Here is a 26,382-nt window from a genome sequence, read left to right as displayed (position 1 = left end):
ACTATTCCATTCTGCAGTGATTTTTCCATGTCCCGTATCTTGGCATTCTGTGCTTTTGCAATTTTCAGCTCGATCAGCTGGGCGCAAGGATTAGTGGTGTCTACCCATCCCATATATCTTATTGCGCAGGAAGTGACAAAGGGCGTAGAAAAGCCAACCTTATTATTGGAAAACCAATCTGGCCATGATGTCAGCCTTACGCCAATGCACCGTAAAATGGTACAGGATGCGAATTTGGTGATTTGGCTGGGCAAAGCGCATGAAGCGCCTTTAGAAAAACTGCTCGCAGGAAATTCGAAAAGTGTAGCGCTTCTAGATTCAGGGATCCTCAGCACCTTGCCGCTGCGCAATCCCAAAGGGCAGGCCATTGCCAATACTGTCGATACGCATGTTTGGCTTGAACCGAATAATGCCGTGCGCATCGCGTTCTTTATCGCTGCGCTGCGTTCACAGCAAATGCCTGCGCACCGAGAACAGTATTGGGCCAATGCACGTTCATTTGCACAGAATATGTTAATCGAGTCTCACCGTTTTGCGGCAAATAGCAATGCGCAGCCCTATTGGTCATACCATGACGCCTATCAATATTTGGAGCGCCCGCTGAATTTGAAATTTGCCGGCGCTTTAACCGATGATCCGCATATTGCGCCTACAATTGCGCAAATCAAATACCTGCAGGACAGCCGTCCGAAAGCAAAAATGTGCCTTCTGGCGGAAGGGCAGGCGAGTAAAAACCAGTATCAAAAGCTCAATCCAATCGTCTTTCAAAGCGTAGACGAAAGCATGAACGCAGAGACCAGTTTTATCCGCGCTTGGAAAACTTTAGCGGAGAAAACCCGCAGCTGTGCGCTAAATGCACGGAATTAATGCAAAAAATAAACAGTCACCGTTTCAAGGCGGTGCAAAGCTGTACAGCAAAAAAACCAGACTTAGGTCGGGAAAAGATTGCATGTTCAGGGGTGTAACTCTATAATGCCTGCGATTAAAAATAATCATCAGCTAAACTTGTCAAGCATAAATGCTGTGAGTGTACAAAAATGAGCCGAACTAGTCGCTTGATTGATCGACGATTAGCGAAAGCTTTGATCATCTTGCAAGCATTAATGATTCCTGTTTCAGCCTTGATTGGATGGGTCTTGAAAGATCCTGTTGCAGCATTGAGTGCGGCCTTGGGCGCATTGGTATGCTGGCTGGCAAGCTGCTATTTTACTTGGCAGTCCTTTAGAGCCGCTGGCGCCCGCGCCACCAAACAAGTGCTGTCCAACATGTATCGTGGCATGATGGGCAAGTTTGCAATAGTGATTGTTGGACTCATTTTAATTTTGAGCAATGTAAAGCCGTTGTCACCGGCAGCATTGTTTTGTGGTTTTATCCTCGTTCAGGCGATGTCGTGGGTTGCTCCATTTTGGGCATCACGTCTGCAGAAGCGGGTTTAAGCGCAGCAGAAATTGAAAAGTTTTTTCAGGAGCTGGCGAGATATCAAGCAGCACGCGATATTCGTGAGTTCCATTAGTTTTTGACATTGACCAGGTGTGATTTATGGCTGCTGAAGAACATGCCCTTACTTCGACCGAGTATATCAAGCACCACTTGACCAATTTGACCTATGGCAAAATGCCGGACGGTTCATGGAAGTTGGCTGAGACTGCTGATGAAGCTCAACAGATGGGGTTCACTGCTATTCACTTGGATTCAATGGGTTGGTCAATTACGCTTGGCGTGATTTTCTGTTTGCTGTTCTGGTGCGTAGCGAAAGCTGCAAACGCTGGTGTTCCAACCAAGTTCCAGTCTGCAATCGAAATGATCATCGAGTTTGTTGACTCAAGTGTCCGCGACACTTTTCATGGCAAATCACGTTTAATTGCTCCATTGGCATTAACCATTTTCGTGTGGATTTTCCTCATGAATGCAATGGACTTAATCCCAGTTGACTTTATTCCTTATACAGCTCAGCTGATTGGCGCAAGTGTATTTGGCATGGACCCGCATCACGTTTACTTCAAGATTGTTCCATCTACTGACCCTAACATTACCCTTGGTATGTCATTGTCTGTATTTGTGCTGATCTTGTTCTACAGCATTCGTGAAAAAGGCATCGGCGGTTTTGTCGGTGAGTTGGCGCTTAACCCATTTAACCCAAGTAACCCAGTTGCAAAAGCGTTATTAATTCCAGTGAACTTAATTCTTGAATTGGTAACTTTCCTTGCACGTCCAGTTTCATTAGCTCTTCGACTATTCGGTAACATGTATGCGGGCGAGTTGATCTTCATCTTGATCGCTTTATTGCCGTTCTGGATCCAATGGGCGTTATCTGTGCCTTGGGCTATCTTCCATATTCTTGTTATTACGCTTCAAGCATTCATTTTCATGATGCTGACAATCGTATACTTGAGCATGGCAAGCGAAAAGCATTAATAGTATTGCCTAATTGCCGTAGGGTGGTTGGGCTCATAATTTTTTAATTTAATTTGGTATAAACCTAACCTCTGAGGAATTATCATGGAACTCACTTTAGGTCTAGTTGCAATTGCATCTGCTATCTTGATCGCTTTTGGTGCTTTAGGTACTGCGATTGGCTTTGGTCTTCTAGGCGGCCGTTTCCTTGAAGCTGTTGCTCGTCAACCAGAATTGGCTCCACAACTTCAAACTCGTATGTTCTTAATCGCAGGTCTTCTTGATGCTGTGCCTATGATCGGTGTTGGTATTGGCTTGTTCTTCATCTTCGCTAATCCATTTGTAGGTTAATCAGCTTAATTCCTAAATTAAACTATTGAGGAATAGCAATGAATATCAACCTCACATTGATTGGCCAAGCGATTGCATTTGCGATTTTCGTCGCATTCTGCATGAAGTTTGTATGGCCACCACTAATCAATGCGATTAGTGAGCGTCAGCGTAAAATCGCTGATGGCTTAAACGCTGCTGAAAAAGCGAAAGCTGATCTTGCAGACGCGCAAGCTCAAGTAAAAGCTGAATTGGACGCTGCGAAAGCACAAGCGGCTCAATTGATCGAACAAGCGAACCGTCGCGGTGCGCAATTGGTAGAAGAAGCGCGTACTCAAGCATCTGCTGAAGGTGAGCGTATCCGTCAACAGGCTAAAGAAGCTGTTGATACTGAAATCAATTCTGCTCGCGAAGAATTACGTCAACAAGTGGCTGCTCTTGCAGTAACTGGCGCTGAGAAAATTCTTAGCCAGCAAGTTGACGCAGAAGCTCACAATGCCATGCTGACTCAGCTGGCTGCTAAACTTTAAGAGAGGCGGATTATGGCTGAACTCTTGACGTTGGCACGCCCATATGCAAAAGCAGCATTTGCTTACGCTACTGAGCAAGGCACAGCTGACTCTTGGTCAACTGCGCTTAACTTGCTTAGTGCTGCGGTGCAAGACGAAGCATTTTCAGCTTATCTAAATCGCCCTGAGCTTACTCCTGCTGAGCAGGTAAGTCTTTTTGCTAAAGTTTTAGGTGAAGAACAATCAGCTGCAGTGTCAAACTTTTTGACATTGCTGGCTGAGAACAGCCGTTTGGCTCTTCTTCCTGAAGTTCAAGCAGAATATGAACAGCTCAAATCACAGAATAACAATACTGTGGATGTTGTGATTGAATCAGCATTCCCAATGACTTCTGTACAGGAACAACTGCTTACACATGCGCTTGAGAAGAAATTCGAAGCTGCAGTAAGCGTGACTGTAGAAGTTAAGCCAGAGCTAATTGCTGGCGTAGTTATTCGTGCAGGCGACCAAGTGATAGATGATTCTGCGCTTAATAAGCTTGAAAAAATGCGGACTCGTCTTCTCGCGTAATTATTTTAAAAATTACTGCGTAAGAAGACTGAACTTACATAAAGATTGAGGTATAGCGCAATGCAACAACTGAATCCATCCGAGATCAGTGCGCTCATTAAACAGCGTATCGGCGATCTGGACACCAGCGCGACCGCTAAGAACGAAGGGACCATTGTTATGGTTTCCGACGGTATTGTGCGTATTCACGGCCTTGCTGATGCAATGTACGGTGAAATGATCGAATTCGACGGCGGCTTATACGGTATGGCACTGAACCTAGAACAGGATTCAGTGGGCGTCGTTGTTTTAGGTAACTACTTAAGCCTTCAAGAAGGCCAAAAAGCTCGTTGCACAGGTCGTGTATTAGAAGTTCCGGTTGGTCCAGAACTTTTAGGCCGTGTAGTAGATGCTCTTGGTAACCCAATTGATGGCAAAGGCCCAATTGATGCAAAATTAACTGATGCAGTAGAAAAAGTTGCACCAGGCGTAATTTGGCGTCAATCAGTGGATGAGCCTGTACAAACTGGTTATAAATCAGTAGATACAATGATTCCAGTAGGCCGTGGTCAGCGTGAGTTGATCATTGGTGACCGTCAAACTGGTAAAACAGCTATGGCGATCGATGCGATCATCGCTCAGAAAAACTCTGGCATTAAATGTGTATACGTAGCAATTGGTCAAAAACAATCGACTATCGCTAACGTTGTGCGCAAGCTAGAAGAAACTGGCGCTATGGCGTATACAACTGTTGTAGCAGCAGCGGCAGCGGATCCAGCAGCAATGCTTTTCCTTGCTCCGTACTCTGGCTGTACAATGGGTGAATACTTCCGTGACCGCGGTGAAGATGCGCTTATCATTTATGATGATTTGTCTAAGCAAGCAGTTGCTTACCGTCAAATTTCATTATTGTTACGTCGTCCACCAGGCCGTGAAGCGTATCCAGGTGACGTATTCTATCTTCACTCTCGTCTTCTTGAACGTGCTTCGCGCGTTTCTGCTGACTACGTTGAGAAATTCACGAACGGTGAAGTTAAAGGCCAAACTGGTTCTTTGACTGCATTGCCAATCATTGAAACTCAAGCGGGTGACGTATCTGCATTCGTACCAACGAACGTAATTTCGATTACTGATGGTCAGATCTTCCTTGAAACATCATTGTTCAACTCAGGTATCCGTCCTGCAGTGAACGCGGGTATCTCTGTATCTCGTGTTGGTGGTTCAGCTCAAACGAAGATCATCAAAAAATTGTCAGGCGGTATCCGTACTGCACTTGCACAATACCGTGAATTGGCAGCGTTTGCTCAGTTCGCTTCTGACCTTGATGAAGCAACGCGTAAGCAACTTGAACACGGTCAGCGCGTAACTGAGTTAATGAAGCAAAAGCAATATGCTCCTTACTCAATTGCTGACCAAGCTGTTTCAGTTTATGCATCTAACGAAGGCTACATGTCTGACGTAGAAGTGAAGAAAATCGTAGACTTTGATGCTGCGCTTATCTCTTACTTCCGTTCAGAACATGCTTCTTTAATGCAAAATATTGATGCCTCTGGTGATTACAACAAAGACATCGAAGCTGAATTTAAAGCAGGTATTGAGAAGTTCAAAGCGACTCAAACTTACTAATATTCAACCCAGTTGGATTTAGTGTCGGTTTGGTTCACGGAATCAACCTTCGAGGGCTCGAAAGGGCCTTCGAATACTAGGTTAAGCGTATGGCAAATTTAAAAGAAATTCGCGCCAAAGTAGCTAGTATCAAAAGCACGCAGAAAATTACTCGCGCGATGCAGATGGTAGCAGCTTCTAAGATGCGTCGTGCGCAAGAGCGCATGGCTCAAGGCCGTCCGTATGCCGAAAATATGCACCGTGTAATTGCTCATTTGGTACAAGCGAACCCTGAATACAAACACCGTTATATGGTTGAACGCCCTGTTAAGCGCGTTGGCTATATCATCGTGTCTTCAGATCGTGGCCTTGCAGGCGGTTTGAACATTAACCTGTTCAAAAAAGTGGTAAAACACGTACAGCAGCAACAAGAGCAGTCAATTGAAGTTCAATTTGCTTTAATTGGTCAAAAAGCGGTTTCGTTTTTTAAAAACTACGGCGGTAAAGTACTTGGCGCGACTACGAATGTAGGCGATGCTCCAAGTCTTGAACAGTTATCTGGTTCTGTACAGGTGATGTTGGATGCATTTGATAAAGGCGAGTTAGATCGTATTTATCTAGTATCTAACGGCTTTGTAAATGCCATGACTCAAAACCAAAAGATCGAACAGCTTGTTCCTTTAGCAGCTGCTGAAGAAGACAAGGCGCTTAACCGTCAATACGGTTGGGACTACATCTATGAGCCAGAAGCTGAAGAGCTTTTAAATGGCTTATTGGTTCGATACATTGAGTCGGTAGTTTACCAAGGTGTGATTGAAAACATCGCATGTGAACAGTCTGCGCGTATGGTTGCAATGAAAGCTGCAACAGACAACGCAGGTGACATCATTAAGAGCCTACAACTTATTTATAACAAGCTGCGTCAAGCCGCGATTACTCAGGAAATTTCTGAGATCGTTGGTGGTGCCGCTGCCGTTTAACATTATTTTGAATTGAGGAGACAGCAATGAGTAGCGGTCGTATCATTCAGATCATCGGCGCGGTAATCGACGTCGAGTTTGAACGTAACAGCGTTCCTAAGATCTATGACGCTCTCCATGTTGATGGAACTGAAACTACTTTAGAAGTTCAGCAACAACTTGGTGATGGCGTAGTTCGTACTATTGCAATGGGTTCTACTGAAGGCCTTAAGCGTGGTTTGAACGTAACAAATACTGGCGCTCCGATTTCTGTACCTGTAGGTACAGCGACTCTAGGCCGTATTATGGACGTACTTGGTCGCCCTATCGATGAAGCTGGTGATGTTGCTACAGAAGCGCGTTTGCCAATTCACCGTCAAGCGCCATCTTATGCTGAACAAGCAGCGTCTACTGACCTTTTAGAAACTGGTATTAAAGTCATTGACTTACTTTGCCCGTTTGCTAAAGGCGGTAAAGTTGGTCTGTTTGGCGGTGCGGGTGTTGGTAAAACCGTTAACATGATGGAGTTGATCAACAACATCGCTAAAGCGCACTCAGGTTTATCTGTGTTTGCTGGTGTTGGTGAGCGTACTCGTGAAGGTAACGACTTCTATCACGAAATGAAAGACTCAAACGTTCTAGACAAAGTAGCAATGGTCTACGGTCAGATGAATGAGCCACCGGGCAACCGTTTACGCGTAGCGTTAACTGGCTTGACTATGGCTGAGTACTTCCGTGACGAGAAAGACGAAAACGGTAAAGGCCGTGACGTACTATTGTTCGTAGACAACATCTACCGTTATACACTTGCAGGTACTGAAGTATCAGCATTGTTAGGTCGTATGCCGTCTGCTGTAGGTTACCAGCCAACTCTTGCAGAAGAGATGGGTGTTCTACAAGAACGTATTACTTCGACTAAGTCTGGTTCTATTACGTCAATCCAAGCGGTATACGTACCTGCCGATGACTTAACAGATCCATCGCCTGCAACTACGTTCGCTCACTTGGACGCAACTGTTGTATTGAGCCGTGACATCGCATCTTCTGGTATTTACCCAGCGATCGATCCACTTGACTCTACTTCACGTCAGTTAGATCCACTTGTAGTTGGCGCTGAGCATTACGAAATTGCTCGTTCAGTTCAAAACGTTCTTCAACGTTACAAAGAATTGAAAGACATTATCGCAATTCTTGGTATGGACGAGCTTGCTGAAGAAGATAAATTGGTTGTTTACCGTGCGCGTAAAATCCAACGTTTCTTCTCTCAACCGTTCCACGTAGCTGAAGTGTTTACTGGCGCGCCTGGTAAACTTGTACCGCTTAAAGAAACAATCCGTGGCTTTAAAGGTCTTCTAGCTGGTGAATACGATCACATCCCAGAACAAGCGTTCTACATGGTTGGTGGTATTGACGAAGTTATTGCTAAAGCTGAGAAACTTTAATTAGTTACCTAATTTAGGAGATTCTCATGTCAACTATGCAATGTGACGTTGTAAGTGTTAAAGAGTCTTTGTACTCTGGCACTGTAACTATGCTAATTGCTAAAGGTGCTGGCGGTGAGTTGGGTATTATGCCTGGCCACGCTCCGCTGGTAACTTTGCTTAAGCCGGGCGCAATCCGCGTTCTGCTTGAAAATGGTACAGAAGAATTAATCTATGTATCAGGTGGTGTACTTGAAGTTCAACCGCACGTTGTTACAGTACTTGCAGATACTGCAGTACGCGCTGACAATCTTGATGAAGCAGCAATTATCGAAGCGCGTAAAAACGCTGAGCAATTGTTAGCAAATCAAAAGAGCGATTTGGACTCTGCTGCTGCTTTGGCTGCTCTTGCAGAAACTGCTGCTCAGCTGGAAACCATCCGCAAAATCAAAAACCGCGCTCAATAAGACGCAGTTTGAGATTGAAGAACCACCCGAAAGGGTGGTTTTTTTTATATCCAATTTTTTTGGAAATTAGCACCTTCCGAATTTGGTTTAATTGTCGGTTTTTTAATATTAATGGTTAATGGGATAGGGAAGTCATTTCCAATAATGACTGCTTCGCCAGGTTGCAGGCTAGGTAAGAAATCTGATGCAGCTTTATCAATTTCACCACAAGCTCGTTCAACTATTTCACGATCTCGGTCATTAGTAAGACGATGTACGATCAGAGTGCCGAGTTGACTTAATACACCTTCTGTAATATCTCTAGGCCTTTGGGTGGCTAAGCAAATATTTAATCCAAATTTACGCCCTTCTTTTGCAATAAGTTCGAAAGCATCCAGTTTTGCTAAAGTATCTTCATTTCCGATTGTTTTACCAATGAAGTTATGGGCTTCATCTAAGAAGATAACTATAGGCTTGTTTATGAAGGCTAAGTGACGAGCTTTATTCAATAAAATTCTACCGATGACATTAGAAACAACTTCTCGTGCTTTAAATTCGAAACCAATTGCACTCATATCAATACGGAATAATTTTTTAGAAGTATCCTTATAAAAAATTTCTAATTCATTTGCTAAAGAAGGTAGAGAATTTTCTTGGAAAACAAATTTAAAAGTATGAGAGTTTATAATTCCATTAATACGAGTGAGTAAAGAAAGACAATGATTAAAATTAAAATCATCAGCTTGATAAATAGTTCCTCTAAGAACAACATATTCTTCTTTAATTTGTTGGCATAATTTGTTTGGGTTGAACGGAGAATTAGGCAGTTCTAGAAGATAACGGTCTTTAATGGCTCTAACTGCAATTTTATAATTTTCTTCAGGTTGCCCAATTTTTATAAATACACCATTTTGAATCATTTCAGAACATAAAGTCTCTTTTTGAAGTAAATCTACCAGTCTTAGGCTTCTAATCGCCTCCCTAAATTTTGGACCTTGCGATTTTCCAGCGGGTTCGAATAAAGCAATAAAATCTGTTTCTTCAAAACAATCTGGCGGAATAGAAATTGATTTCGAGTTTAAAGCTTGATTAATTGGCGAGGCAAAATGAACATTTGTAACTGATGGATCTGAAAAATCTCCATATTCACCTGTTGGATCAAGAAGGATAATTTTGGAATTATATTTTAAACACTCTTCTAAAACACGAGCTGTTGTATAACTTTTTCCACCACCCGTTGCTCCAAGAATTCCTAAATGTCTACCAAATAATTTTTCAGGGGTAATGGCGATACCACAGCTTTGATCTAGATCAATTGCACCAATTTCTAAAACAATATTAGCTTCATCTTTTTGCATTTTTTCAGGAATTGAGGCAATAAATTCATGTGGTGCAGAATAAATTAGGTCATTAATACTTGGATAATAATCTACACCTGCGGATACTCTTAATGTATCCATTTGGATAGAGCCTAAAAGCTGGATCTTACCTACAATTTCTAGATTTGATTTTGATAAATCATCTTTTTTTATTTCAACAATTCGCCCTAATACCAAATTTACTTGGCTTTCAATGATGACAAACTCTCCAACCTCACCTTTCCCATAGCGATTTCCTCTGAAATAGGTTGGTTCATGTTGATTATTTATATATTCGAAGTGCACACTATTTGCATTGATAGAATTAACTTTGCCAAATAAAAGTTCAGGGTTAATTGTGCTCTTAGTCATGAGTACCTCCAAATGCTGAACGTAAGCTTTCATACAGGTTTTCTGCTGGTGATAAGGCAGTTAGGTCTGGAATTAATTCTGATAATTTTCCAAAGTCACAATTTATAAATATTATTTCGTCATTTTTTCTGGTGTCTGCTACATGTTTAAACTTATCCCAATAAGGGGATGGATTTAATGACGTTTTCTCAAAATCAGCTTTTAGACTTGGTGTGGAAATAATTACTTTTAAATGTGGATTCGAATAAATTGCAGACAAAATTGGTTCTGATAGATGATCATCATTAAAACCAAATCCTGTGATAAGAAGACATGTATTTGGTTCTCGTAAACCTTGTGTAAATCTAGAAATAAGTTCTAAATGTGGTTGGACATAAGATTGTTGATATTTGCCCTTTGCAGGAAAAATCATACAACTATTTTGAGCAGTCACGTCATTTCCCTGTTGAATGGAAAATATATTTTCTCTTTTCCAATTTACAGAGCCATGCAATTTATAAAGCTGAAATACACCTTCAAGATAGTGGATATTATTAGAGTTTATATTTTGACTGCGTTTAACGATATCTAAGTCAAAAAACTTAGGATCATAAATTCTTGGAAATGAAAAAGAAAAGCCATCAATAACAGTAATACCTAATTTGCTAGCAGCATCTTCAAAACAGGTATCATAGTTTGTAGTGAATAGTTTTATGCGTGGATCTTTAGATTTTCTTTTAGATAATTTTCTAATAAATTCCTTATGGTTAACCAATTGTAGTTGATCATTTTTTATAAAATTACAAGCATTTAAGATAATGTCTTTAGATTTTATAACGAACTCTTTTGTTTTAATACACTTATGTTCAGGGGAAATTTGAAGATGGGCTTCACAATGAGAAAGGCATAATTCTATATTTTTATATTCTTTGTCGGATAAACGTAGATCGTATCCATTTTCTAAAAAAGTATCACTAGCCAGTGCTTCCATTTCATTAGTAGTACATAGTTCCCATAAATTCCACATTGAAGGGCCTCCAACTATAGGACCTAAAGAAGTACCGCTTCCTGCCAATACCATAATGTTAGGCATTTGAATCGCTGCTTTCAGCTTTTGAGAAATATTTTCTAAAGTTAGTTTTTGAAGTTCAATTTTCTTTTTTTCAGCTTCGATCTCATCAACTGAAGTGGGAGCTGGTGGTGGAGGGAGTGGTAGCTCACCTTCTTCTAGACTAATTTCATTTTCACAAAACTTGTTCCAAACCTGATTTGCAGAGTCATAAAACTCAAAAATATTTGTTTTCATGTAATTAAGTGATTTAATCGTAATTAAACCACATACTATTTGGATAAATATTAATCTACAAGTCACACGTCATTTTTAATTACACTAAGTAGGGAAACTATCTAAAGTTGCATATATTTTATCCGCATCTTTTCTTAAGCTAATACAAATCACTTGCTGGCTTAGACACTATGAACCTTATTGCTTATGAACCGCATTTTTGGGAACTGTATCGGGACGATGACCGATACTATCTTAGCTTGGCGATAGATATGAGTTCGGTAGTATCCTGCTGGGACTTAGTTTTGACTCAAGAAGAAATACAAGGTTATGAACACCGCAGCAATGCCAGCATTCAAGAATTGGCAAAATCTTTAGTGGCTTTGGCTTATAAAGGCGATTTTTCACAGATGGAACGCTGCGCAGTGAAACCTTATGAACGGCAAGCCATGCAGCAAGCGTTTAAAAACTGGCAGAAGCGGCAAAACGCCAGTTAGTCTGCAGGCTGGGTTAAAGGCAGAATGGAAAACTCGCCATTCCCTGCAATTTTAATTTTAAAAATTTGCTCAAAACCCTCATCAAAACTCGGCACATCTAACTTCTTATAAGTTGCCCGCACACCCACTTCTGGAATGTTGGCTTTACCCGCGCGGTAGCTGTTTCGTTCCAAGGTACTGTTTAAATCGGTTTCGAAATAATAAGAAATCACGTCAAAGCCTGCTGCTTTTGCACGATCAATATAGCGTGCTCGGTCAGCTTGGGTTGGGTTTGTATTATCAATCACCATTTTAGTTTTAGAAGCTAAACAGGCTTCAAAAATGATATTTTCCCGATGCCGGGTTTTCAGCATGTCTAAATTTATGCGCAAATGGCTATGCGCTAAATTCAGCAGATAAAAACTGGATTTACCTGAAGCTTGAACACCTGTAAATATAATCAGCTGCATGGGACATTAAAATAAGGAATGGCTAGGCTTAAAGCATGCCCAGTTTGCAGTATTAAAACAAGCTGAAATGATTTAAAGGCTATGCAGAGATGTTAAAGCCTGCTGGCGGGATGTAGAGCAGGCTTTGATGCTTTAATTTATACTTAGTTTTACTGTTCGGCTGGCGTTGATTCAGGATATTCCTTACGCACACCGCCGCCAAAACTTGCAAAGCGTTTCTGTTCACGTGTGAACACCGGTGCAGGATTTGGCCAAGGCCATTCACCAAAACGGGTCGCGCGGTAACGGCGGAAAGCGTCATCCAGCTCTTGCGCGGTATTTAAAACGAAAGGGCCGCGCATGGCGACTTCTTCACCAATCGGTTCACCTTCCATCCATAAAATCCGCGCCTCACTGTTGCCTGCTTTCAAGAAAATCTCTGTATCGGGTTTTAATTCTGCTAAGTAGCGTCGCTGAATCGGCTTATTTTCGATTTGCAGCGTATCACCTTGATAAAAATAGCAAAAACGGTTTGATGTGGCGGTGGTCGCTGGCACTTTTAATTCAGCATGTGCGGGCAGGGTGATGAGGAAAATATTGACATGGTTTTCAGCTGCGGCAGCCCAAGAGTGCGGCGGGCGGGAAATGGCTTCAGTAGTGTTGTATTTTCCTGAAATGACTCGAATATCTGCGGTTAATCCCGAAGCATCGGTTTCATAGACATGCGGAATATGCTCACGCCAAAACATCTTATAGTCAGCGGGTTGTTTCTTTTGTTCAGCAGAAGAGTTAAACCAAATTTGAAATAATTCAAAAGGATTGGGCTTGTCTTCATGGATTAAGGGGAACATTTCACAGTGTTCTACACCGCTGCCCGTGCTGAGCCACTGCACATCACCTGCAGCATAGCGCCCGCCATTGCCCAGCGAGTCAAAATGATCGACAGTGCCTTGCTCTACGAGGGTAATGGTTTCAAAGCCTGTATGCGGATGTTCAGGAAAACCGGGCACAATATCGCCATAATACATGCTGAATTCATTTTGTGTAGCAGGTTCATTGGGCCCCAATTCGCTGTTGCCTTCAGGAAAATAGTCAATATGATGCGCAGTAAAGAGAAAAGGATCTTTAAGATCTAAACGGAATTCAATCGGGGTCAATGCATAAATGACAGGGCTAGACACAGGCAACACTCCTTATATTTTATTGCTCTTGTTTCTTGGCGTTATCGGCTTAATTTAAGAGCAATTTTATACAAGTTCTACTGCTGAATTGTAAGGTGTTTTGATCAGCTGAAAAGTGCAGACCGTGCCTAATCTATCTGTATAGCGCTGCAGCGCGGATCTTTTTAAGAGGCCTCGCTGCTGTCTTCAGACTGATCATTGCCGCTGTTTTGAATCAGCATGCCAGCGAGTTTGACCATTTCAGACTGAATAGAACCCATCTGCTGTTCAATTTTTTTCAAATCCACGGCGCTTAAATCGACTTGGCCATTCAGGAAAGGGGTTGCAAGCACTTGTTCATTCGCAGACAGGATATTTTCTCTAATGCTGGAAATTTCCTGAGTTTTTAAATTCACGCTGGTCAGCGCCTGATTGAAGCCCGTCAATTGTTTTTGCAGCTGGGCTGCAGTCTGCTGCAGTTTTTCGTGATCTTGCAGATCTACCGCATTTTGCAGTTCAGTTTTAGTTTCCTGCAGCTGCGCTACATAATCGCCAGCTTTCAGCTGCAAGTCAGCCACATCCCGGATCACATAGAACATATTGCCGCTTTTCAATTCAGCTTGCTGCGCTGTTGGTGCAGCATCGTCTTGCTGATGTTCTTGGGACTGTTCTGTTTGCGCAGATTCGCTCTGACTATTGCTCTGCTGAGCTGCTTGATCACAGCCCAGAAGCAGCATGCCCGAGCTAAAAATACTGAAAGGGAGCAGGGCGCCTTGCAGAAACTTTTTCATTTGTATTTCAAATCCATATCAATTGCTGAGTTCTCATTTCAATATAGGGATGAAATGTGGAGACAAAAGCGATTGCTGCAAAGCGATAACAAAAATATATGGGATGGCGTAAAAAAAAGCGCCGAAGCGCTCTTTAAGTATGGGCTGGAAGATCAGCCGCCAATGATTTTAATAATGGTATGGCTGAAGATATTGGTTAAGATATAGTCGCCATTAACTTTAATCCATTGCTGGTTTTTACCCGGTTTAGTCAGTTTTTTATATTTGCTGTGATCGACTTTGTAGCTTTTGCCGAGGTATTGGCTTGGAACTTTTTGGCCAGCATGCCAATCACGTGAAGGGTTAACCGCTTTTTTGTGCTGCTGCGCCTGATGTTTAGCCGGTGCATTGTCTTTTTGCGCTTGATACGGTATTGGTGCTTTTTGATTATGTGCAGGCTGCGGCTGATGGTTCTGGCTGTGCTGCGGTGCAGCCATTGCGGGTGCAGCCACTAAAGCCGCAGAAATTGACAGTACAATGGCTTTTATTAATGTATTCATAGCTTCACCTGAGTTTATAGGTTTGTTTCTTGATAGGGTCAGCATATGCCTGATTTACAGAGGAAAATTGAATGCAATGTGGCGGCTTTATTAAAATAATGGATAAATTATGTTTTTTATTAAATTGTGAGAATGATCTGTTATTAATTTAATTTTTTAAATACAAAGCCTTATTAAAGTCTTAAAATGACTTTAATAAGGCTTGTTGTTGCTTATTTTGCAAGCTCAGCATTAATGGCATCAACGATGCGGGCATCATCGGCTTTAATGTCAGGCGCAAAGCGGGCAACGACTTCACCTTGTTTATTCACCAGAAATTTTTCAAAGTTCCACAAGACTTCCGGTTTTGGATTCGGCGTTAAACCGTAGTCCACCAAATCTTTCCACCAAGGGCCTTCGCCAATGCGTTCTGGAATGGCTGCTGTAAGGGTTTGGTACAGCGAGTGCTTATCTTCGCCAGCGACAGAGATTTTTGAAAACAGCGGGAAATCTACCTGATAATTCACAGAGCAGAACTGCTGAATTTCTTCATCGGTACCGGGTTCTTGCGCCAAAAAGTTGTTGGCAGGAAAACCTAAAATTTCCAAGCCTTGATCTTTTTTATCTTTATAGAGCTGTTCTAGGCCTTCATATTGCGGGGTTAAACCGCATTTAGATGCCACATTTACAATCAGCAAGACTTTGCCTTGGTATTCATTTAGGGTGCTGTCTGTCCCCTGAATTGTTTTAACTGGGATGTTATACACTGAAGCTGCCATGCCCGAATCCTTTTCATTGACGTTATTGATGCAACTGTTTTAGCTGGAAAATGCCCAGCCCGCAAGCATTCAATCGCCCGCTTTTGATAAATTTTGTATGAACTTATCTAAATTTAAACAATGTTTTTTAAATCAGATGTTTATATTGCCACAAGAGGATGCATGCGTTTTCAGCTGCGCAGGGGTTTGCCCCGTATAGCGCTTAAAAAATTCAATAAAATTTGAGCTGTGCTGATAGCCCAGCTCAATACTCAGGGCCTTGATCGATTGTCCTTGGCGCAGCTGCATAATGGCATGCAGGATTTTTGCGCGGCTGCGCCATTCCGACAGGCCCAGCTGCAGTTCAGCTTGGCTGAGCCGCAGCAATTGGCGCTCACTTAAAGTGTAAGATGCCAAAATTTGCTGCAGGCTCTGCTGAAACAGTTCCGGATTGGATAAATCTTCCAAAATAGGCTTAAGCACAGGGTGATGCGTTTGCGGCAGATAATGATGATGCTTAGGCGCGCTGCAGAGCTGATCTAAAATCACCTGCAGCACATGGCGGTAATGCTCTATCTTGCCATGCTGCTGTATATGAAAAGCTTCTAAAAGCAATTGCCTGAAAAAATCAGACACGCTCAGCATTTCGGGCTGAGCGGAAAATTTTAAGCATAGCGCAGGATCTAAACGGATCACCGCATAATGTGTCGTGTGCTGATCGACCGCAATGGAATGATGCGGGATATGCGGCGGAATCCAAATGCCGTAGCTGGGCGGAGACCAGATTTTTTTAGCTTGCACTTCATATTCTAAAATACCGTCAAGGCTCATATTGAAGTCGCCCCAAATACAGCTGTGGGGATATACTTCTTCATCTTTTTTATAGAAATACTGGCTGATTTCTATACGCTGTTCAATCTGATCAAGCATATTCTGCACGTTCGGCCTCATGATCCGTTTAATGTCTTATTCGCAATATCATTGTCTGAATTTCAATATTTCATTTATATACGACATTGCGCAAAATAAAAACAGCTCCAGCCAATGATGAATTATATGCAAGTAAATCCTTTTATTGCGCGATGGGCGGTGCTGCTGCCGCTTTGCTCTGTGCTGATCTGGTCTATGAATATTGCGGTGACCCGTTATGTGACGGAGTTTATTTCACCTGTCAGCATCAGCTTTTACCGCTGGCTGGTGGCGTTTATTGTACTGACCCCCTTTATGCTGCCGCAGCTGTATAAAAACCGTGTGCTGATTTTGCAGCACTGGAAACAGCTGGCTGTACTGGCTGCTTTTGGCATGGTGCTGTATCAGGGGCTGAGCTATAGTGCCGCGCATTATACCACTGCGAACAATATGGGCATTATCAACGCTTTTATTCCTGTATTTACCATTATCGTATCTATTTTTATCTTAAAAGAATGGCCCAACCGCTTTGCCTTGGCGGGCTGCTGCATTTCATTTTTTGGCCTCATGCTGGTGATTGCCAAAGGTCAGTGGGGCGGTCTGCTGAGTTTGGGCGGGCACATGGGGGATGCCATCATGCTGACAGCGGTGTTCTTTTACGCTTTTTATGGGGTATTCCTCAAAAAATGGCAGCTGCAGATTCCGCTGTTCATCAGTGTTTATGTGCAGATCTTCTTTGCTTTACTCTTTCATTTGCCTTTCGTACTGTATTTAGGTTTAGACGCCATCAATGCGCAAAATGCGGCAAGCGTATTGTATGCGGGGCTGTTTCCATCTTTGGCGGCGCCGCTGCTGTGGATGCTGTCCATTCAGTATTTGGGGCCAAACCGAACCAGCATATTTATGAACCTGATGCCGATTGCTACAGCAGTTATTGCCTATTATTGGCTGGCGGAACAGTGGACGGTTTACCATAGTGTAGGAACTGCATTGGCAATTTTGGGTGTGCTTTTGGCGCAGAAAAAGGCTTGGGTCGCTAAAAAACCGCTGATTGAATAAAAAAATGAAAAAAAGTGAAAATATTTTTGTAACTGAAATTGGAAAAAACCAATTCAATAAAGTGTGAACTGGATGGAAATCCTTTTTGTTTTGTTAATTAAATGATCAAAAATAGCAGGATATTTTGACTAAGGTTATGTTTTATATGTTATATTAATACATATAATCTTTAGATTAATAGAAAAAATCTATTTGTCTATAAAATAGCTTTATCACATAATACCGTCACTGAAAGAAATGCATATTTTTGCAGCTTTCTCCAAGATTTCCAGACCCTCTGGATGTGATTAATGCACATCCTTTTTTATGCTCAGCCATCCCTATATGGCTGAGCTTTTTTTTATCTAAAAATCGCCATGGCGAATAATTTTTAGCTTATGCACGAATGATTTTGCCTGTTTCTGCATCAATAATCTTGCTGGGTTCCTGACTGAGACCAAGATCGCCATTCAGATAATTCAATTCAGCTGCAAAATATTGACTGGCTTCCTGCAGAGAGCGTGCTGGCTCTAAGCCCGCAGGGTTGGCGCTGGTCGAAACGATAAAGCCATTAAATGCATGACACAGCGCCACGCAAAGGGAGTGAGTCGTGACCCGCACTGCGACTTTGGGATGATTGCCTTTAATCCAGCGGGGAATGTCGTCACCTGCAGGCAGCAGCCATGTTGTTGCGCGCTCATTTGGGGCGCGGTCGCTCCAAGATGCAATCACCTGCTCGCGCATTTCCTCACTCAGGCCTGTTAATAGATGCTCAACTTGAGAAACATGCGCTGCCAGCAAAATCACACCTTTTTCAATCGGGCGCTGCTTGAGCCTTAAAATTTCATGAAATGCCTGTTCATTGAAGGGGTCACAGCCTAGGCCCCAAACAGCCTCTGTAGGATAGGCTAAAACTTGTCCTTTTTTCAGACAGTCAGCTGCTTCAGCAACAGAGGTGGTAATCATGTGACTTGAACCTTATTCAGAAAAACAATCAGGCTATTGTGAACCTAATTTGCGCTAACGACAACGCAGATAGCATCCGGCCTGCTGCTGCGCAAGCCCTAAAAGCTCAAGCTCCATCAGCTGGCTGGTGAGCGCAGCGGTATTGAGCTGAATGTTCAGGGCTAGGTGATCCAGTGTTTGTCCGTTCCAATCCAATTGCTGGTATAGGCTTTGCAAATGCTCAGGCACAGCGAGCGCTTCCTGTGTATTTTCGGCTTTTTTGGATTTGGCGGCGGTGGCTTGCCACTGGGTAGGCAAGGCCACATCTTCAATGACTTGCTGCGGATGATCAATCAGAATGGCGCCTTCGCGGATCAATTGATGGCAGCCTTGATGGAATTCTCCATAAATATGGCCAGGAATTGCAAAGACCGTTTTACCTTGTTCGGCGGCAATTTTGGCGGTAATGAGCGAGCCGCTTTTTAAGGTGGCTTCTGCCACAATCACACCGAGGCTGAGGCCGCTGACAATGCGGTTTCGGCGCGGGAAATGGTGCTGCTGCGGCGGCGTATGCGGCAGAAACTCTGTAATCACTGCACCGCCGCTGTTTAAAATATCCTGTCTTAAGCTTTGATGCTGCGCGGGATAGGTTTGCTCCAGTCCAGTTCCCATCACGGCAATGGTGCGCTGGTGTTTTAAAGCGGCTTGATGTGCTGCTTCATCAATCCCTTGCGCCAAACCGCTGTTGATATAAAAGCCTTGTTCGCTCAAATAATAGGCAAAATCATAAGCGACTTGCCGGCCATGCGGGCTGGGTTTGCGGCTGCCGACTATTGCAACTTGAGGCTGCAGCAGCGCATCTGGGCTTCCTTGACCAAATAGAAGAGGCGGCCGGTCAATATAAGGTAAAAGCTGAGGCGGATAAGCGGGATCAGTATCCATGAGGATGAAATCACAGCTTTGTTCAATCTGTTTCAGGCAGTGCTGGAATTTTTGCTGTTCGGCTTCTGTGTTTGAGTCCTGAAAACGCTGCAGATGATTTTTATGAATACCTAAGCTTTGCCAAACAGGTAATTGATTCGGCTGGAGCGCTTCAGCAAGTGACGCATAGTGCGACTGAATTTTACGGAAACTGCTGAGAGAATGCTGAACCAAAAACCACAGACGAATGTAATCTAGCTGCACGGAGCTGAATGAATTGAACATAATGAGACCTTTAAAGCTGTCTTCTTTTTATTGTTTAAAAATAGAATGAGGCTGAATTTCAGCCTCATTCCTATACTTTCTTAGAAGGATTATTCATCCATCAGCGGCGGCTGAATGCTTGCGCCAACTTTAATTGGCAATTCGCTGTCTAAGACAAAGGCGTAGCTTAAGTTGTCAAAGGTTTTGAACACCATGATATTGCCGATGCGCTGACCTGGAAGCTGAACGCGCTCTTTGGTTTTTGGATCAGTTACGATTTCGCCTTTTTGATTTACGCTGAACACATGGCCAGATTGAATGCCTTGCAGTGCGCCGCGGTCAATGGTAACCACGCTGTTGGCTGCTGCTGTGCCAATTGAACCCATCACGCGGACAATACTGCCGCCTGCAGTAATGTTTTCAGCATTGGTCGGATAGAACAATGTTGGCAGCATTGGGTCATATTCAGGCAGAACACGGTCACTGCGGCGAACTTCGCCGTTATAGGTGTCTGTCAGTTCCAGTGTGGTGATGTCATTTTCACCGCGAATGGCAATGGCTGATGCGACCTGATTCAGCTCTAAGCCTGCATTGAATTTTTTGCCGTTAACATCGGTAAAGATGTACGGTTCGCCTTCACGGTAGACTGCATAGCGCTGGCCTACGGTTAAACCGTTGCCGCGTGCATATACGGTTTGGCCTTTGGCTGCCAGAACACGCTGGTCTGCAGTGCCTAGAATATACGGTGTATTTTCAAGAGACTCTGCTGAAACCACCATGCTGCGTTCAAGCCATTGCTTGATGTATTCCAGTGGAATGACAGGGATTGAGCTGTTTAAGGACTCAATACGCACCTGAGGCTGCATTTTTGTGCCGCCGCCAGTGTAGCGGCGGATGATGCCTTCACAGCCGTCACCTTCATCTTTACCGATGATTGGCTTGCCGTTGTAGGTACACATTAATAAGCGGTCACCCGGGAAAATCCAATGCGGGTTTTTCACATGCTTATTGCTTGCCCAAATTTCAGGCCAGCGTACAGGGTTTTTTAAAAATCTTTTTGAGATATCCCACAGCGTATCGCCTTTTTTCACCACATAAACTTGCGGCGCTCCAGCTTTTAAAGCAGGCGGGTTGACGTTTCTGGCTGGCGCAGCTTCAGCAACGCTGACCATGCCAGCCCCAACGCTGACACAGACGGCAAGCGCTAATAATTGTTTTTTAAACCCCAAGGCACTAAAAGTTGGCATGCCCTTCAAAACCTTTTTCATTATCATAATTCCTAAAATTATGTATGCAGTTGCGTTATAATAACGATATTACACACAATTTTTTGATGAAGCATTCCTTCATTTTGTTTTTTGATCAATGGCATAAGTGAGGACGTCGTATGGCCTTATTACCTATTTTAAGTTTCCCCGATCCCCGTCTTCGTACCATTGCAAAACCAGTCGAAGAAGTTACTGATGAAATTCGTCAGTTAGCAGCAGACATGTTTGAAACCATGTATGAAGCGCCCGGCATTGGCTTGGCAGCGACACAAGTGGATCAGCATATTCAGCTGATTGTTATGGATTTATCTGAAGATAAAGATCAACCCATGGTGTTTATCAACCCCAAAATTACGCCATTGACGCAAGAGACGCAGCCGTATGAAGAGGGCTGTCTGTCAGTGCCTCAAATATACGATAAAGTTTCGCGTCCGTCACGCGTAAAAATTGATGCGGTGAATCTTCAAGGTGAGTCTTTTGAGCTGGAAGCTGACGGACTTCTCGCAGTTTGCATCCAGCATGAAATGGATCACTTAAACGGTAAGCTGTTTGTCGACTATCTGTCTCCTTTAAAGCGTCAGCGCGCGCGTGAAAAAGTTGAGAAAACAGTGCGCCAGCGTCAAAAAGACAAAGTGGCGGTAAAACGCGGCTAAGCGTTCAATTTAAAAAATCGTTCTCAAGCCTGAACCCAATTTCGATTGGGTTTTGCTATACTGGGCCCCGACAAATTTTAGAGTTTGCCGCCTGTGTTCTTGCGTAATGGCTTGCTGCTGTCTTTTGCAGCGGTATTTTTACAGATTGCTGTGTTCCTGCAGCCTTTGCTTCCGCCGCAATATCAAATTGCGCCGGTCTGTGAAACCATTGCGCGTGCGCTTTTATTAGACCACACACCAAATCATGCCGCTGCTCAGCATCATTCTGTTTCGCATCATTCATCTTCAGCCGATCATCACACTCATCTGAACGAACAGCCTGCACATCATCATGATGCAAATCACCATTGCCAATACTGTACGGTTTACGGCAATTTGGTGCTGCCGCCTGAATTAGACATTAAAGAAGTTTTGGACCGCATTCAAATCCGTTTAGTGGCTTTTCAGCAGGCATTTGCACATGTCTGGTTTGCGCTGCAGCGCTTATTTTTGCTGCCGCAGGGCAGAGCGCCGCCGCTTTTTGCATAAATCAACGTTTTAAAAATTGAAGGGTCTTGGTTGACTCCAGCCCAGTTGCATTTATGTATTAAGTGAGATTCAAAAAATGGCTCAGCCTACATTTTATTTACAGCCTTTAGTGGCTGCGATTGCTGTCGTGTGTTCATCTGCTGCATGGGCGAATTCGCCTGAACAGCCAATGCAGGATCGTCCAGTTCAAACTTTGGCGCCGATTGTCTTGACGTCGCAGCAGGGCAGTGACGCCAATGGTTTGATTGTGATTGCTGATCCTAAACAGCCGATTCAGCCTGTACCTGCCAGCGATGGCGCAGACTATCTGCAAAGCATTATGGGATTCAGCGCCATTAAAAATGGCGGTACCAATAGTGATGTGACTTTCCGAGGCATGTTTGGTTCGCGTATTAAAATCCTGACAGATGGGACGGAAAATCTCGGTGCCTGCCCGAATCGTATGGATGCGCCGACGTCTTATATCTCTCCTGAAAGCTATGACCGTATTTCAGTGATTAAAGGCCCGCAAACGGTGCAGTATGCCAATACAGGTTCGGCTGCAACGGTGATTTTTGAACGCACGCCTGAACAATTTTCAGAAGATCAGCATTACCGCGGTCAAGCCAGTGTATTGATGGGGTCTTATGACCGTTTGGATCATAATGTCGAAGCAGCAGCAGGGGATGCACAAAAATATATCCGCCTGAACGCCAACCGCTCGGTTTCAGACAGCTATAAAGATGGCAATGGTGATACGGTGCCTTCGGACTGGGAGCGCTGGAATGCGGATGTAGCCTTAGGCTGGACGCCAGATGAAAATACTTGGCTGGAACTGACGGGCGGTAAAGCCGATGGCGAAGCTGTGTATGCTGGCCGTTCTATGGATGGTTCACAATTTGCCCGTGAAAGTCTTGGCCTGCGTTTTGAAAAGAAAAATCTGACAGATGTGATTCAGAAAATTGAAGCGCAAGTGAACTATAGTTATAACGACCATATTATGGATAACTACAGTTTGCGTACACCGCCAATGACGCATGATATGACAACACATATGATGATGCCAAATCCAATGTCTATGCAGGTGACGCGCCGTACCTTGAATTCACGCGCTGCATTAACCAGTGCATGGGATCAGCTGACGTGGACAGCAGGGATTGATTCGCAAATGAATAAGCATGGCGGCAGTATGACATCTTTGGCAATGCCATTGATGAATTCGGCATTTAGCACCAATATGCAATTTCAATCTTATGGTGCTTTCAGTGAATTGTCTTATCAGTTGAATGAGCAGCATAAACTGGTCACTGGCGCACGTATTGATCAGGTCAAAGTAGATGCATTTGCATTGAACGATCAGCGCAAAGAAACTTTGCCAAGCGGCTTTATCCGTTTTGAAAGTCAGCATCCTGAACATGATGATGGCAAAACCTATATCGGTTTAGGTTATGTTGAACGCATGCCAGATTATTGGGAGTTATTCAGCGCCAAACATGGCAATACAGGGATGCCAGTTCCTGCATTTAATGACATTAAAACTGAAAAAACCTTACAGCTGGATCTAGGCTATCAGCATGCACATGGCAATTTCAGCTCATGGACTTCGGCTTATGCAGGCTTAATCAATGATTATATTTTAATGAGTTATCACGACCATAGCGGCATGTCGGGCATGAATCATGGTACGGCCAGCAAAACAGCGGGCGCTAAAAATGTCGATGCCACGATTGCGGGCGCTGAAGCGGGTGTGGGCTATCAATTTAGCGAGGCCATTCAGGCGGATGTCAGCACAATGTATGCTTGGGGTAAAAACACGACTGATGGCAGACCATTACCGCAAATTGCGCCTTTGGAGGCGCGGATCAATCTGCGTTATGTTCAGGAACAATATACCCTCGGCGCTTTATGGCGTGTAGTGAATGGACAAAACCGCATCAGCAAAGATCAAGGCAATATCGTGGGTTATGATATGGATCAAAGCGCTGGTTTTGGCACTGTATCATTAAATGGCACCTATCATATTCGTGAGGGGGTAGATTTCTCTGCAGGCATAGACAATGCATTGGATAAAACCTACAAAGAGCATTTGAATAAGTCGGGCAGCGCTGGTTTCGGTTTTGCAGAAGATCAGCAGTTTAACAATATCGGCCGCAATTACTGGGCGCGGATTTCTATGAAATTCTAAGCTTATTCTTTTTAAATAATAAAAAAGCAGGGCAGGCGCTCTGCTTTTTTTGTTCAAGTGGCTAAATGAAAATGGCTAAGTGTCTGAAATCATTGATGCATGCTGGCCAACTGTTTGGCTTTAGATTGATAAAGCGCTAATCCGAGTTTTTGGATTTCGCGGCCTTTTAATCTGAGCTTTTTATTCAGGGCAGGCAAGCGCTTCGCACTGCTATACAGTACTAGATTCCGTCCAATTAAATAATAAGCAAACCATGATGCTGTTTGTGGCTTTAACCCCAAAGATTGCATACGTTTTTTGCCAATAAAGAATTGAGTAATTTCTAAATGCTGCCGATAGGCTAATTTTTGCTGCAATGGACGTAGATAACGATACTGACGCTCAAAAGGTTCTTTAGATAAGCTTGCACCTAATGCGGCGCTGCTGCTGTCAGATTGTGGATGCGCAAATTGCATCCAATATAAATAGCGCCAGCCTTCAGATTCTTTACGAATTAACCATTGTTCATCCACGCCCATCAGCCAGCCGATATAACGCCAAAAATGCAAAAAGTCTTCCGTTTCTGTGTGTGAAGGAAAAATGCCTAAGGCACGAATGCCAATCAACACCACGCTGCTGAATGCAAGATTGGTCATGGCTAAATCAAATTGATTCAGCGGCAGTCCCCACGTTTGTGCATCCCATTGCTGGTTTTTCTGAAGATGATAACGAACCAAAGCATGAATAAAACGCACATAAAGGGTCGAGGTAAAACCGCTGCTGTAACGCTGTAAACCATTGGGTTCGGTAATATCCACCCACCATTTTGTGGTTTCTGCCAACCGCGTCCCTGCTTGTTTGTTTAAAGCGCCAGTCATCATCAAGGGCTGATTAAATCCTGGAAAGAGATAGCCTGCCATAAGAGACAAGTCTCTCAATACAAAACCATTGTTGATACCCAGCTGATGAGTAAACTGCACGGCCTTGGCTAAGCGGTTTTCATCCAACCAATCTGGTGTGCGTTCTATCTGCTGAAAAAAATCGACCAGCACAGGAATATCATCATTGAGATGATCAAGTCCTTTATACAGTGCTGTTTCAAACATTGGGCGGCGGATTTTAGGATCTTGCAAGACCCATGCTGCAACCTTATCCATTGCCGCATCACCAGAATTTAGCGCCGTATTTAAATGTAGATATTCTGTATAAGACGGTGCTAAAGGGCGAGTGGTGAGATGACTCAGCAATTGGCTGAACAGCGTGCTTTGCTGCATGCGCTGAAATGTGGCCAAACGTTTAGGTGAGAGTAGAGACATTGCAAATGGCCTGCGGCTGCTGTTAAATTGAACAATAATATGAATATTTATTCGCATTCAATTCGCATTAACACGTGGCGAACATTCCATTGCAGATGACATATGCAGGATAACAATGAGAAAAAAACCGCAGCAGCAGCGCGCGAAAAAAATAGTCGAGCATGTACTTTTAGCCGCACAACAATGTATTGCGCAGGATGGATTGGCATATTTAACCACGCCTAAAATTGCAGAACGTTCAGGTGTCAGTGTTGGCTCGATCTATCAATACTTTGAAAATAAAGAACAGATCGTAGAAGAATTGCTGCTGCAGAAGTCCGAACAGCTAGGCTTATTGCTCAAGCAAATCGTGCTGGAAGGTGAGCAGCAAGACATTCATACCATTATTCCCCTGACCATCCAATTCGGTTTTGACATGCTCAAAGCCGATCAAGGCTTTTTGATTGAGATATTGAAGCATTGGCACACCTATGCGCATTCAGATGCATCTCAGGTTTTAGAAAAACACTTTTTTGAGGTTGGGATGTATTTATTTAACCGCTATTACCGGTACTGGGACTTCGAAACTTTAAAGAATCGATCCTTTGTGATTATTAATAGTACGCTTTTTACCATGATGAGATATGTAAGCAATAATAGCTTTCTCATTACAGAACAACAGCTTAGGAATGAATTATCGATGATGATTGTGGCCTATTTAGAGGTTAAAACTATTGATGCAAATTAAGTTAAAATAAATTTATTATATAAAACAATTATTTAGTTGTTTTGTGGTTGAAATTTTAATCATACAAATAAATAAGTTTAGAAAAGTGGTTGCGCCTGATGTGAAATGCTGTAGAATGCACATCCATCGGCGGTGATGAAGATTAAAACTTCTGATAAAACAGCAACTTAGCACGAAGTGTTAAGATTGGGTTTTAGAAAGAAAGTTTAAAATAATTTGAATTACCAGTTGACTTTGAAGAGATTTAGAGTAATATAGCCGACCTAGCTTGCTGGTGACGAATCAGCAAGAAGATCATTAAGAGATTATGA

The 26,382-nt window shown here is 43.2% G+C and carries 28 protein-coding genes; 16 read left to right on the top strand and 12 right to left on the bottom strand.

Going from position 1 to position 26,382, the window contains the following annotated elements; translation table 11 throughout:
* Positions 1–27: 27 nt before the first annotated feature.
* The 10 genes from B9T34_RS14645 (at position 28) to B9T34_RS14600 (ending at position 8,234) form a co-directional block, all read left to right on the top strand.
* The gene (locus B9T34_RS14645) at positions 28–867 is read left to right on the top strand and encodes a metal ABC transporter solute-binding protein, Zn/Mn family (RefSeq protein WP_086213873.1); all 840 of its coding nucleotides are present in this window, start codon (positions 28–30) and stop codon (positions 865–867) included.
* A gap of 170 nt (positions 868–1,037) precedes the next feature.
* Positions 1,038–1,436: an ATP synthase subunit I gene (locus tag B9T34_RS14640; protein ID WP_086213872.1), complete on the top strand. Its 399-nt coding sequence runs from the start codon at positions 1,038–1,040 to the stop codon at positions 1,434–1,436.
* A gap of 103 nt (positions 1,437–1,539) precedes the next feature.
* Positions 1,540–2,415, top strand: coding sequence for a F0F1 ATP synthase subunit A (gene atpB / locus B9T34_RS14635; RefSeq protein ID WP_086213871.1), 876 nt, complete (start codon positions 1,540–1,542; stop codon positions 2,413–2,415).
* 84 nt (positions 2,416–2,499) lie between these two features.
* On the top strand, positions 2,500–2,745 hold the full coding sequence (atpE, locus tag B9T34_RS14630; RefSeq protein WP_000424060.1) for a F0F1 ATP synthase subunit C: 246 nt from the start codon (positions 2,500–2,502) through the stop codon (positions 2,743–2,745).
* Between the two features lie 38 nt (positions 2,746–2,783).
* On the top strand, positions 2,784–3,254 hold the full coding sequence (locus tag B9T34_RS14625) for a F0F1 ATP synthase subunit B (RefSeq protein WP_086213870.1): 471 nt from the start codon (positions 2,784–2,786) through the stop codon (positions 3,252–3,254).
* 12 nt (positions 3,255–3,266) lie between these two features.
* Positions 3,267–3,803 (top strand): F0F1 ATP synthase subunit delta, encoded by a 537-nt coding sequence (locus B9T34_RS14620; protein ID WP_086213869.1) that lies wholly within the window; start codon positions 3,267–3,269, stop codon positions 3,801–3,803.
* A gap of 60 nt (positions 3,804–3,863) precedes the next feature.
* Entirely contained in the window at positions 3,864–5,408 is a 1,545-nt protein-coding gene (atpA, locus tag B9T34_RS14615) for a F0F1 ATP synthase subunit alpha (protein WP_086213868.1), read from the top strand.
* An 89-nt stretch (positions 5,409–5,497) separates the two neighbouring features.
* Positions 5,498–6,367, top strand: a complete 870-nt coding sequence (gene atpG / locus B9T34_RS14610) for a F0F1 ATP synthase subunit gamma (RefSeq protein ID WP_086213867.1) — start codon at positions 5,498–5,500, stop codon at positions 6,365–6,367.
* A gap of 26 nt (positions 6,368–6,393) precedes the next feature.
* Complete coding sequence (atpD, locus tag B9T34_RS14605) at positions 6,394–7,788, top strand: F0F1 ATP synthase subunit beta (RefSeq protein WP_086213866.1); 1,395 nt, start codon at positions 6,394–6,396, stop codon at positions 7,786–7,788.
* 26 nt (positions 7,789–7,814) lie between these two features.
* Complete coding sequence (locus B9T34_RS14600; protein ID WP_086213865.1) at positions 7,815–8,234, top strand: F0F1 ATP synthase subunit epsilon; 420 nt, start codon at positions 7,815–7,817, stop codon at positions 8,232–8,234.
* 44 nt (positions 8,235–8,278) lie between these two features.
* Here B9T34_RS14600 and B9T34_RS14595 read toward each other — a convergent pair whose 3' ends face one another.
* Both B9T34_RS14595 and B9T34_RS14590 read right to left on the bottom strand, forming a co-directional pair.
* On the bottom strand, positions 8,279–9,943 hold the full coding sequence (locus tag B9T34_RS14595) for an ATP-binding protein (RefSeq protein ID WP_086213864.1): 1,665 nt from the start codon (positions 9,941–9,943) through the stop codon (positions 8,279–8,281).
* The gene (locus B9T34_RS14590) at positions 9,936–11,228 is read right to left on the bottom strand and encodes an SIR2 family protein (protein WP_086213863.1); all 1,293 of its coding nucleotides are present in this window, start codon (positions 11,226–11,228) and stop codon (positions 9,936–9,938) included. Before B9T34_RS14590 ends, B9T34_RS14595 begins: the two co-directional genes overlap by 8 nt.
* A gap of 170 nt (positions 11,229–11,398) precedes the next feature.
* Between B9T34_RS14590 and B9T34_RS14585 the strand changes: the two genes are divergently transcribed.
* The gene (locus B9T34_RS14585) at positions 11,399–11,704 is read left to right on the top strand and encodes a hypothetical protein (RefSeq protein WP_086213862.1); all 306 of its coding nucleotides are present in this window, start codon (positions 11,399–11,401) and stop codon (positions 11,702–11,704) included.
* Here the strand turns inward: B9T34_RS14585 and B9T34_RS14580 are convergent.
* From B9T34_RS14580 to B9T34_RS14555, 6 genes are all read right to left on the bottom strand, one after another.
* Positions 11,701–12,153, bottom strand: a complete 453-nt coding sequence (locus B9T34_RS14580; RefSeq protein ID WP_086213861.1) for an AAA family ATPase — start codon at positions 12,151–12,153, stop codon at positions 11,701–11,703. The two genes, B9T34_RS14585 and B9T34_RS14580, sit on opposite strands and share 4 nt — an antisense overlap.
* 149 nt (positions 12,154–12,302) lie before the next feature.
* Positions 12,303–13,313 carry a pirin family protein gene (locus B9T34_RS14575; protein WP_086213860.1) on the bottom strand — a complete coding sequence of 337 codons (1,011 nt, stop codon included), beginning with the start codon at positions 13,311–13,313 and terminating at the stop codon, positions 12,303–12,305.
* Between the two features lie 164 nt (positions 13,314–13,477).
* Positions 13,478–14,083: a hypothetical protein gene (locus tag B9T34_RS14570; protein ID WP_086213859.1), complete on the bottom strand. Its 606-nt coding sequence runs from the start codon at positions 14,081–14,083 to the stop codon at positions 13,478–13,480.
* 152 nt (positions 14,084–14,235) lie between these two features.
* Positions 14,236–14,622, bottom strand: coding sequence for an RcnB family protein (locus B9T34_RS14565; protein WP_086213858.1), 387 nt, complete (start codon positions 14,620–14,622; stop codon positions 14,236–14,238).
* Between the two features lie 212 nt (positions 14,623–14,834).
* Complete coding sequence (locus B9T34_RS14560; protein WP_086213857.1) at positions 14,835–15,380, bottom strand: glutathione peroxidase; 546 nt, start codon at positions 15,378–15,380, stop codon at positions 14,835–14,837.
* Between the two features lie 132 nt (positions 15,381–15,512).
* Positions 15,513–16,289: an AraC family transcriptional regulator gene (locus B9T34_RS14555; protein ID WP_086213856.1), complete on the bottom strand. Its 777-nt coding sequence runs from the start codon at positions 16,287–16,289 to the stop codon at positions 15,513–15,515.
* A gap of 126 nt (positions 16,290–16,415) precedes the next feature.
* Here B9T34_RS14555 and B9T34_RS14550 point away from each other — a divergent pair, with 126 nt between their 5' ends.
* Complete coding sequence (locus B9T34_RS14550; RefSeq protein ID WP_086213988.1) at positions 16,416–17,327, top strand: DMT family transporter; 912 nt, start codon at positions 16,416–16,418, stop codon at positions 17,325–17,327.
* Between the two features lie 375 nt (positions 17,328–17,702).
* Here B9T34_RS14550 and B9T34_RS14545 read toward each other — a convergent pair whose 3' ends face one another.
* The 3 genes from B9T34_RS14545 to B9T34_RS14535 all read right to left on the bottom strand — a co-directional run bounded on the left by B9T34_RS14545 (position 17,703) and on the right by B9T34_RS14535 (position 20,704).
* The gene (locus B9T34_RS14545) at positions 17,703–18,272 is read right to left on the bottom strand and encodes an L-threonylcarbamoyladenylate synthase (RefSeq protein ID WP_086213855.1); all 570 of its coding nucleotides are present in this window, start codon (positions 18,270–18,272) and stop codon (positions 17,703–17,705) included.
* A gap of 54 nt (positions 18,273–18,326) precedes the next feature.
* On the bottom strand, positions 18,327–19,457 hold the full coding sequence (dprA, locus tag B9T34_RS14540; RefSeq protein WP_086213854.1) for a DNA-processing protein DprA: 1,131 nt from the start codon (positions 19,455–19,457) through the stop codon (positions 18,327–18,329).
* Positions 19,458–19,546: 89 nt separating this feature from the next.
* Entirely contained in the window at positions 19,547–20,704 is a 1,158-nt protein-coding gene (locus B9T34_RS14535) for a LysM peptidoglycan-binding domain-containing protein (protein WP_086213853.1), read from the bottom strand.
* A gap of 119 nt (positions 20,705–20,823) precedes the next feature.
* On the opposite strand from B9T34_RS14535, the gene def reads away from it, so the two are divergent.
* The 3 genes from def (at position 20,824) to B9T34_RS14520 (ending at position 24,049) form a co-directional block, all read left to right on the top strand.
* Entirely contained in the window at positions 20,824–21,357 is a 534-nt protein-coding gene (gene def, locus B9T34_RS14530; RefSeq protein WP_086213852.1) for a peptide deformylase, read from the top strand.
* Between the two features lie 93 nt (positions 21,358–21,450).
* Positions 21,451–21,885, top strand: a complete 435-nt coding sequence (locus B9T34_RS14525; protein ID WP_086213987.1) for a DUF2946 family protein — start codon at positions 21,451–21,453, stop codon at positions 21,883–21,885.
* 76 nt (positions 21,886–21,961) lie between these two features.
* A complete protein-coding gene (locus B9T34_RS14520) occupies positions 21,962–24,049 on the top strand; it encodes a TonB-dependent copper receptor (protein ID WP_086213851.1) in 2,088 nt (695 codons plus the stop codon).
* Between the two features lie 89 nt (positions 24,050–24,138).
* Here the strand turns inward: B9T34_RS14520 and B9T34_RS14515 are convergent, their stop codons facing one another.
* On the bottom strand, positions 24,139–25,344 hold the full coding sequence (locus B9T34_RS14515) for an oxygenase MpaB family protein (protein ID WP_086213986.1): 1,206 nt from the start codon (positions 25,342–25,344) through the stop codon (positions 24,139–24,141).
* A gap of 115 nt (positions 25,345–25,459) precedes the next feature.
* Here B9T34_RS14515 and B9T34_RS14510 point away from each other — a divergent pair, with 115 nt between their 5' ends.
* A complete protein-coding gene (locus tag B9T34_RS14510; RefSeq protein ID WP_086213850.1) occupies positions 25,460–26,071 on the top strand; it encodes a TetR/AcrR family transcriptional regulator in 612 nt (203 codons plus the stop codon).
* The last annotated feature ends 311 nt before the right edge of the window (positions 26,072–26,382 follow it).

Source organism: Acinetobacter sp. ANC 3813, from assembly GCF_002135435.1.
Classification (GTDB): domain Bacteria; phylum Pseudomonadota; class Gammaproteobacteria; order Pseudomonadales; family Moraxellaceae; genus Acinetobacter.
Note: the sequence above shows the minus strand (reverse complement) of the source record. Positions and strands in the feature narration are given on the sequence as shown.